The organism is Stieleria mannarensis (assembly GCF_014154935.1).
Taxonomy (GTDB): Bacteria; Planctomycetota; Planctomycetia; order Pirellulales; family Pirellulaceae; genus Stieleria; species Stieleria mannarensis.
This window is the reverse complement of the sequence record NZ_JACEHH010000036.1, coordinates 89,031-97,650: the sequence shown is the minus strand read 5'-3', so window position 1 is coordinate 97,650 and position 8,620 is coordinate 89,031. Positions and strand designations below refer to the sequence as shown.

Here is an 8,620-nt window from a genome sequence, read left to right as displayed (position 1 = left end):
CCGTGCCTGATGGGGGCAAGACGATGGGGGCAATGCAATAAAAGGCAGAATGAATGGGGAAGAGATTGGCTGGCCGATATAAAGCAGGCAGAGATCCGTGGGTACGCTCTGCCATCCGTGGGCCTCATTCCGGTTTCCCGCTGGCATTTCTGCCGCACCGAAGGAGGGGAATTCCTGCCGGGAAGGAATCCACGTTCTGGCGAAGGTAGCTACGATCGAAGGGAGACGCGTCGAAGGGAGCTACGATCGGTCGGGCTTACCAGCCTGTTTGCCCAGGGCGTTCTTGTATTCTTGGATGGCGGCGGCGCGTTCGGCCATTCGTTGGCGTTTTTCTTCGTCGCTCATCTTCTCCCATTCCTCCGCCGACGGCTTGCGAAGCTTCTGGGCGTACTCCGCCTTTCGCTCCGGGGTCCAGAACCCGGAAGCGGATGGCTTGAGGTCCTTGCCCATGGAGAGTGCGTTACTTGCGAATGACGAACCGCGAGGCATCGGCAAAGGTTGTTCCGTCCCGACCGCGGAGGTCAGGGATTCGGCCTCGCCTGCTTCGCCGTTCAGCGTCTCCTCTGGCGTCGTGTCGTCGATCTCCGGCCGGTCCAGCAACGACTCTTCATCCGGCCGTGCGATCAGGGACCAGCGGTGCAGCATGCCGAAGCGATCGCTGCGGGAGCAGCGGATGGTCAATTGCCAGACGCCATGGATATTTTTGCCGTTGAAGGCGCCCAGGCTGGGTTGTCGTTTGGTCAGACCTTCGGGTTGAAAGGAGCCTTCGAAGGGCGGGCGCGCCTTGACGATCGGGGTGGACGCTTGGTCGTCGAACAGGGTGTTGTCGAAATGGTCGTCTCGGCCGCCGATTTGGGTGAACAGTTCGATCCGTGTGCCATCGGGACCGGTCAGGTAGGCGTCCAGGCCGGAGACATTGGTGTGCGTCAGCGACAGTTGCAGATTCAGGTCCGCGATGAGAAAGTTTTCCGAGATGTCGATTTCCGAGACGATGGTTTTCTTGGGCGGCAAGATTTCGGCGTCGGGGTTTTCGAATCTGCCGCCCATCATGGATTTCGACGCGATCACTTCTTCGGGCGCGAGCAGTCCGTCTTGGTTGGCATCGAGCGCGACGAACTCGGCGACCCGCGCGTCGGTCAGCTCGGTTGCAAATTCGGTCAGGTCGACTTGCTTGTCACGGTTGGTGTCCAGTTCGTAGAACCAGCCGGGCAGTCCTTCCATCAGGTCACCGGTTTGATCCTGCAGGTTTTTGAAGTAGGCGAACAATTCGTCGCGTGAAAGTTCGCCGTTTTGATCGGCATCGATGGCGCCGGTGGGCAGGCCCAGGTCGATCGTCTCGTCCATTTCCAGTCGGCCGTTGCGATTTGCGTCGAAGCGTCCCAGCACGGCGGCGGTCAACCAGAAACGGTCGCCGCCGGATCGCCACCATTCGGATCGTTCGCGGCGCCGTCGGTCGTCTTCGCTTTCTTTTTCGTTGCGTCGGACCCCCATCCCGGTTCGCCGCGCCCGTTGACGCAGTTCGTCCGAGTCGTCGCTCAACATGCGTCGGCGGGCATAGCGTTGGGCGAGTTCCAGGCGGCTGAGTTGGTCGTCGTTGTTCAGGTCCATGCTGAAGGGATCGCGATGCGTCCAACGCGCCCGCGAGGCTTCGTAGCGACTGAGGTAACCGTCACGATCGCGGTCGTAGCGGCGCAGGGTATCGTCGGCTTCTTCGAGGTCTTGGAACTGATAGGGGTATTTGACTTCCGGCAAACCGAACTCCGGCACCACCGGGTCCTCGTCTTGCGGCCGGAAACTTTTGACCGCTTGATCTCGGCTGGCGCGGACACGTTCACCGGCGACACCGTTTTTGAGCGCATGGTAGATGCGGGCTGCTTCCTGCCAGTTTTCGATGCGGTTGGGACGTTCCAGCGACATGCGTCGTGCTTCGGCGATCCGTTCAAAGTAGGGTCGAGAGAGCGTGGTGATTTCCTCGGGTTCGATGTAACCGTTCTCGTTGCGATCGAGCAGGTCCAGCGATTCGCGCAGCCCGGATTGGGCAAGTGCGGTTGTCGCGGCCGCGGCGTGGGTGACGATGCACAGGATCAAACCCATCAACCAAACGGCCGGACGCAACCTCACTTGGGCACAAGAGGTTGACGTTGGTCGGTCAAACGTAGCTACCTTCGCCAGAAGGTGGTTCCCCCGAGTCTCCCACGCTCTGGCGAGCGTAGCTACGTCCGATTGACGTCGTCCAGCTGGGCGACGTTTCATCAGCGGATCGGTCAAGCTGGAAAGTTGCTTTGGCATTATCGCTTTCCGCCGGAAGAGGATGACGAACGCGAGGGGGTGGCGCGCGAGGCCGACGCGGACACGCGTGAAGTCGATCGGGAGCGACCGTCGCTTTGCCCCAGGAAGATCTCTTGCAACACCGTTTCCAGCACCTCGCTGTTGCTGGGCGTGATCACCTGGATCATCTGTTCGCCGCGGACGTCGATGGTTTTGACCAACGCTTCGACCTCCTTAAACAATGGATCGGGCGCGGTCACGATCAGCGAGTTGCTGGGCTCGTGCACGGCCAGTGTCATCTTGGGTTCCAAGTCGCGGGCCTGTTGGGCGGCCGGTTTGGAAGCGGCTTTTTTGTTGTCGGATTTCTTGTCCTTGGGCGAATCTTGGTCCTCGTTGCGTGCCGCGTCGGCGCGGGTTGCGCCACCGCCTCCGGGAACGCCGGGGCCGGAGGTTGCCGCGGCAACCCTGCCGGCAAACGCTTGTCGGATCGCCGCTTCGACCTCCACCGCCTTGGAATTCTGTAGCTCGATCACGTGCGAGGTGCCGTAGGTTTCGATCGACGTGATGCTGCTGTCTTTTTCGATGATCCGCAGGTAGTCCTCGATCAATTCGACGTCGTCGACGGTTCCTTGAACGATCAACCGGTTCAACCTGGAGTCGGCGACCACGGTTGCGGACCCGGCGATCAACGTGATCGTGCCTTCGCGGTTGGTGATCAGGCTGCCCAGGAAGGTGTCGGTCGGGGAGGAGATCGACGCGTTGACCAGGGTGTCGCTGTTGCTGGCGACCGCTTCGCCACCGTCCAGCAATTCGGCCAGCATCCGGATCGCATCCTCGGGACGAGTGTATTTCAGATAGAAAACGATGGGTTCGGCGGGCAACGCGGTGCCGCGCCCGGCGAGCGTTTCCAGGTGGTCTTGGAACTGGTTCAGAACGTCAATGTCGTCGCATTGGATCAGCAGGCCTCGGGTGGTCAGTTGACATTCGATCGCGGACTTGGTGACATCCGCTGCGGGCGTTTGCAGCAGTCGGCCGCGGTCGGAGACGGAAACGAATTGGGGCGGCGTCTTGCTTTCCAATGCATCCAGCAAATCATCGCCTCGCGGTGATCGTTCGTCGGCGGAATCATGGACAACGCGTTCTCGTTGGCCGCTGTCAGCGGATTGGTCGGATTCAAAGAACACGATCGGATTGGGCAATCGCCAGAACCGGGCGGCCAACATCAGCGATTGCTTGGCATGGTTGCCGGTCAGGGGCAGCAAGCGGATGCTTTCGCTGGAAGCGACCGAGTCCTGCTTCTCATCCAGGCCTTCGACGATTTGCTTGATCTCGTCAATTTGTGATTGTCGGCCGCGGACGAACAGTCGTCGGTTTTCCGGATCGGCGTCGATCTTGGGCGGCGGCAGGGGCATCTCGTCTCGATCGCGATCTCTTCGATCGTTGTCGTCAAAGTCGAACGGCAGGTCGAGCATCTGTTCGATCAAGGCGATCGCCACGTAGGGATCCACGGTCTTCAACTGGATGACTTCGAATCGGGCTTCGTCGGCGGCCAGTTTCTCGACCGTCTGTGCGATTTCTTCTTGGATCGACGGGGGGGCGAGGGCGACGATGGTGCCCGCGGTGACATCCTTGGAAATCCTGATGTCCTTGCCCGCCATCAGGGTTTGCAACACGTCGTAGGCTAAGTCGACGTTGCCGCCGGCGACTTCGTGCGTCTGCAGTTTGGCGTTGGTTTCGGCATCGGTCAGCGAGGGGGCCGGAACATCGATCGATTCGACCAGCTTTTCGATCAGCTTGACCTTGTCTTCGATGCCGGTCACGAAGATGTTCTTGCCTTCCAGGTCGGCCGATAGACTGACATCGATGCCGATCATTTCACCGGTGGCCAGGCCCAGGTGCGGTCGGGCGACCAACAACACGTCTTCCGCCTCGACATGTTCCAGCGGAAAACTTTTGACGATCGTGCCGTTATCTAACTTGGACGGTTCGAAGGAATCCAGGATCGCTTTGACGTTTCGGAGCTTCGCCACCGTGTCGGTCACCATCAACTGATTCGTTTTGTTGAAGACCGCGGGCGTCATCATCAACTTGATGGCGCCGAGTTCCTCCACCGCCTCTTCGGCCGAGAGGGCTCCGAGTGGAAATAAACATTTGACGACGTCGTGGCTGTTTCGATCTGCCAACTCATCGGCGCGAATCAATTCGGCCAACGCGTCGAGTTGTTGCAGACTTCTCGGGTCACTCAGATTGATGACCGACAGCAGATTGCCGCTGCGTACCAAGGTGTATCCCTGGGGCAACAGAAACAAATTGATCCGATCGATCGCTTCTTGGTGCGTGAATGAATTCGGGTCGCTGTAGGTGAAGCTGCCGGCGGGGACTCCGTCGATGTGCAGTGCCAGGTTGGCTTCTTCGGCGATCCAATCGATCACGTCCCGCCATGGCACCCCGGTGAAGGCGAATCGGACTTCGCCAGATGCCGCCGTCGTGTCGGGAGTCGCCGTCGGAGCCGGGAGTTGGGGAATCGGTGGTTCTTGCACCGACTGTTCTTCGGCGGGCTGTTCTTTCGATTGTTCTTGAGCGGGCAATTCCTGGGCCCACAGCGGTGGCGGTGAGGTGACGCCGCCGGCCAGTGCGGCGACAAAAACGAGACGAAAGACGCCTGGGCCCGGGGGGAAGAGGTGGGCATGCCGTGATCGATTCATTCGGCAACTCGTTGATCGTTGGAAACGCCCGCGTTGGATTTCCAGCAGGCGTTGGGGTGGGGCAGGATGCTGGCGGGGGACCGGAGGGGGCCGATCGCAGCATGGGTGGGATAGTATAGAGGGTAGTGAAGCTGGCGACGAAGTCAATCTTGTTCAGCTGGTGAACTTGATCAGCAGCCAGTCGCCCAGGCGTGGAAAGGCGTTCCCGAGCACGATCAGCAGCCTCAGGTAACCGGGCAGGATGACATCGGTGCGGCGCCGCCGGGCGCACCGCAGCACGGCTTCGGCGACGCGTTGTGGCGCCAGACCCTTGACTTTGGTGCCGCCGCCGGGGGCCGAGGCGGAGGCGGGCAGGGATCCATCGGTGCGGTCGCGATAACGTGTGCCGGCGTCCTCGCGACGAATCGGGCCGGGGCTGACCAGGGCGACGTGGATGCCCCGGTCCCGCCACTCCAATCGCAACTGTTGCGTCAATCCGGTCAGCGCGTGTTTGGCCAGATTGTACCCCCCCAGGTACCGCGCGCCGACTTTGCCGGCCAGTGAACCGATGTTGACGACGCTGCCACCGGAGCGTTCCAGCAATCCGCGAAAGGCTTGGCAGCAGAGCAGGGTGGTGGTCACATTTTGGTCGATCAGCTCGTGCACACGATCCGCGGTCAGTTCATCCGCCAGACCGCGATCGCTGGCACCGACGCAATTGACCAGGGAATCCAGACGTCCAAATCGACGCTCGACCTCGATCGCAAGGCGGTCACATTCGTCGCGCCGACCGACGTCACCGGGCAGCGTTGCGACGCTTCGACCGAGGGGCGACGGAAGAAATTGTTTTGCCGCATCGAGTCGCTCGGCGGATCGGCCGACGATGATGACCTGGTATCCGGCGTCGGCGAACGTCTCTGCGATCACCAATCCCAACCCCGCAGAGCCCCCGGTGACAAGCGCGACCGGTCGGTGGGGAGATTGCGGTGAGACGGACAATGGGCCGGCCGTGGGGAGTGGGGAGAGCAGGGGAGGGGAGAGCAGGGCAGGGCGAGCTAAGGGAACTTGGTTCCCATTGTAGGCAAAGTAATGGGGATCGAAAGTGACCCCCCAGGCCGACTTTCTTTGCAGATTTCGTCTTCCACGTTACAACGGTCCGCATCGATCGATGGAAACGCCACCACCAGACAGACAATGCCCATGCCCAGTCCGACGCTTCATCAGTCATGCACCAAGATCGTCGCCACGGTCGGCCCGGCCTGTGATTCACCCGAGCAGCTTGCCGAGTTGATTCGGGCCGGCGCGGACGTGTTTCGAATCAACACGGCCCACGGAGAGATTACGGATCACGAACAGAAAGTCACGGCGATCCGTCAAGCATCGGAGCTGACCGGCACGCCGGTCGGGATCCTGTTGGATCTGGCCGGGCCGAAGATCCGCTTAGGGGAGCTGGTCTGCGACCCGCTGCAGTGTGACGTGGGGATGGAGCTGACGTTCATCCGAGAGGGCGAGCCGGCGACGCCGCACGAGCTGACGGCGACCTATCCCAAACTGATCGACGAATTGCGGCCCGGCAATCGCGTGATGTTGGCCGACGGTTTGGTTTCGTTGGAGGTGGTGTCGGTCGATCGCGAGCGCGCGGTCTGCCGCGTCACCGCCGCCGGCGAAGTCCGCAGCCGGCAAGGGATCAATTTGCCCGGCGTCAAATTGTCGGTTTCGGCGCTGCAACGCAAAGACATCAAGAACGCGATCTGGGCTGCCGATCATCAGATCGACTTCATCAGCCTGTCGTTCGTGCGGACCGCCGAAGACGTCTACTCGCTCAAGAGTGTTTTGACGGCGCACGATTGCGACGCGCTGGTGATCGCAAAGATCGAAAAGCCCGAAGCGATGGAAAACCTGGAAGACATTGTCGACGTCGCTGACGGGATCATGGTCGCACGCGGCGATTTGGGGGTCGAAATCGATGTCGCCGAAACGCCGATGGCGCAAAAGCGGATCATCCAGGTCTGCAAGGAAAAGGTCAAACCGGTCATCGTCGCGACACAAATGTTGGAATCGATGCATCACAGTTCACGGCCGACCCGAGCCGAAGCCAGTGACGTCGCCAACGCGATTCTGGATGGTGCCGACGCTTGCATGCTGAGCGGTGAGACGGCGGTAGGGGATCATCCCATCAAAGCGGTTCAGATGATGAGCCGGATCATGCAGTTCACCGAAAAATCGCTGCGGCACGACATGTCCGACCGAACCATCACCAATCGCGTGCATCCGATCACCACCGCGGTCACCTACGCGGCGACAAACATCGCCGAGGCGATCGGTGCGGCGATGATCATCATCGCCACCAAAAGTGGCGGCACGGCTTGGGTCAAAAGTAAGTCACGCAGCTTGATCCCCACGCTGGGCGTCAGTGATTGCGAGGCGACGTTGCGGCGGATCAACTTGTTCTGGGGGATCAAGCCACGCAAGGTTTCTCAAATGGAACACCCCGCCATGATCCGCGCCGAAGTGTGTCAGTGGGCCAAGGCAAAAGGTCACCTCAAGACCGGTGATCGCATCGTCTTTGTCAGCGGCAGCGGTGTGGTTGAGAACGCGCACAATTCCGTCGTCGTCCATACGGTGGAATGAACGAACGCGAACTTCAGTCTTTCGTCTGTGACGCGGTGGGTGCCGACGGCGTGATCGACGTCGAACCGATCCAATCGCTCTGGAGCGGCTACGGACAAATCCTGCGGATGACGCTCCGCGGGGATCATGTGCCGTCATCGGTGATCGCCAAACACATCGCCCCGCCGGGGTTTGGGGTTGCCAATCCACGTGGCTGGTCGGGCGATGTTTCGCACGCCCGCAAGCTGCGTTCCTATGAAGTCGAAACGAATTGGTATCGCGACTGGAGCCGTCATTGTGATTCGCGTTGTCGCGTCCCGGCATGCTACGCGATCGAGTCGCTTGCCGGCGGTCGTGTGCTGGTGTTGGAGGATCTGGATGCGGCGGGTTTTCCCAATCGTTGCGGTCGGCTAAGTGATCCGCAGCTTTTCGCATGCATCCGTTGGCTGGCGAACTTTCACGCCACGTTTTTAGATCGAGACCCGACCGGGCTTTGGGAAACCGGAACGTATTGGCACCTGGACACGCGGCCGGACGAATGGGCGGCGATGCAACCGGGGCCGCTGAAGGATGCCGCCGCCAAGATCGACGCCCGCTTGTCGGGATGTCGCTTCAAAACGCTGGTGCACGGGGACGCCAAGGTCGCCAACTTTTGTTTCGCCGGCGACCGTGACACGGTTGCCGCGGTCGACTTTCAATACGTCGGCGGCGGCTGCGGGATGAAGGACTTGGCGTATCTGATGGGCAGTTGCCTGAGCGACGAGCAATGCGATCGCCGCGAAATGCAGTGTTTGGACGTCTATTTCCATGCTCTGCGCTCGCGCGTCGCTCCGGCGGTGAGCGACGAACTGGAACAGGAATGGCGCTGGCTGTTCCCTTGGGCCTGGGCCGATTTTCATCGTTTCCTGTGCGGCTGGTGTGCGACGCACCCCAAGCTGACCGACTACAGCCGCCGCATGGTGGATCGGGTTTTGGGGTAACACCTTCGCATCGACATTGATGGCCTGTCGAGGTGTCCGATCTCTTCTCGGCGCAGCTGACCCCATCCACCTCCGTGC

At 60.8% G+C, this 8,620-nt stretch carries 5 protein-coding genes; 2 read left to right on the top strand and 3 right to left on the bottom strand.

What is annotated here, in order from left to right:
- Nucleotides 1-240 precede the first annotated feature (240 nt).
- The 3 genes from H1B37_RS22545 to H1B37_RS22535 form a co-directional block, all read right to left on the bottom strand.
- Nucleotides 241-2,094, bottom strand: a complete 1,854-nt coding sequence (locus H1B37_RS22545) for a proprotein convertase P-domain-containing protein (RefSeq protein WP_182869012.1) — start codon at nucleotides 2,092-2,094, stop codon at nucleotides 241-243.
- 194 nt (nucleotides 2,095-2,288) lie between these two features.
- The gene (locus H1B37_RS22540) at nucleotides 2,289-4,973 is read right to left on the bottom strand and encodes a secretin N-terminal domain-containing protein (protein WP_220498324.1); all 2,685 of its coding nucleotides are present in this window, start codon (nucleotides 4,971-4,973) and stop codon (nucleotides 2,289-2,291) included.
- A 153-nt stretch (nucleotides 4,974-5,126) separates the two neighbouring features.
- Entirely contained in the window at nucleotides 5,127-5,951 is an 825-nt protein-coding gene (locus H1B37_RS22535; RefSeq protein WP_182869010.1) for an SDR family NAD(P)-dependent oxidoreductase, read from the bottom strand.
- Nucleotides 5,952-6,152: 201 nt separating this feature from the next.
- Here H1B37_RS22535 and pyk point away from each other — a divergent pair, with 201 nt between their 5' ends.
- Nucleotides 6,153-7,583, top strand: coding sequence for a pyruvate kinase (gene pyk / locus H1B37_RS22530; RefSeq protein ID WP_182869008.1), 1,431 nt, complete (start codon nucleotides 6,153-6,155; stop codon nucleotides 7,581-7,583).
- Nucleotides 7,580-8,542, top strand: coding sequence for an oxidoreductase family protein (locus tag H1B37_RS22525; protein WP_182869006.1), 963 nt, complete (start codon nucleotides 7,580-7,582; stop codon nucleotides 8,540-8,542). The genes pyk and H1B37_RS22525 overlap by 4 nt, the downstream gene beginning before the upstream one ends.
- Nucleotides 8,543-8,620: the final 78 nt, after the last annotated feature.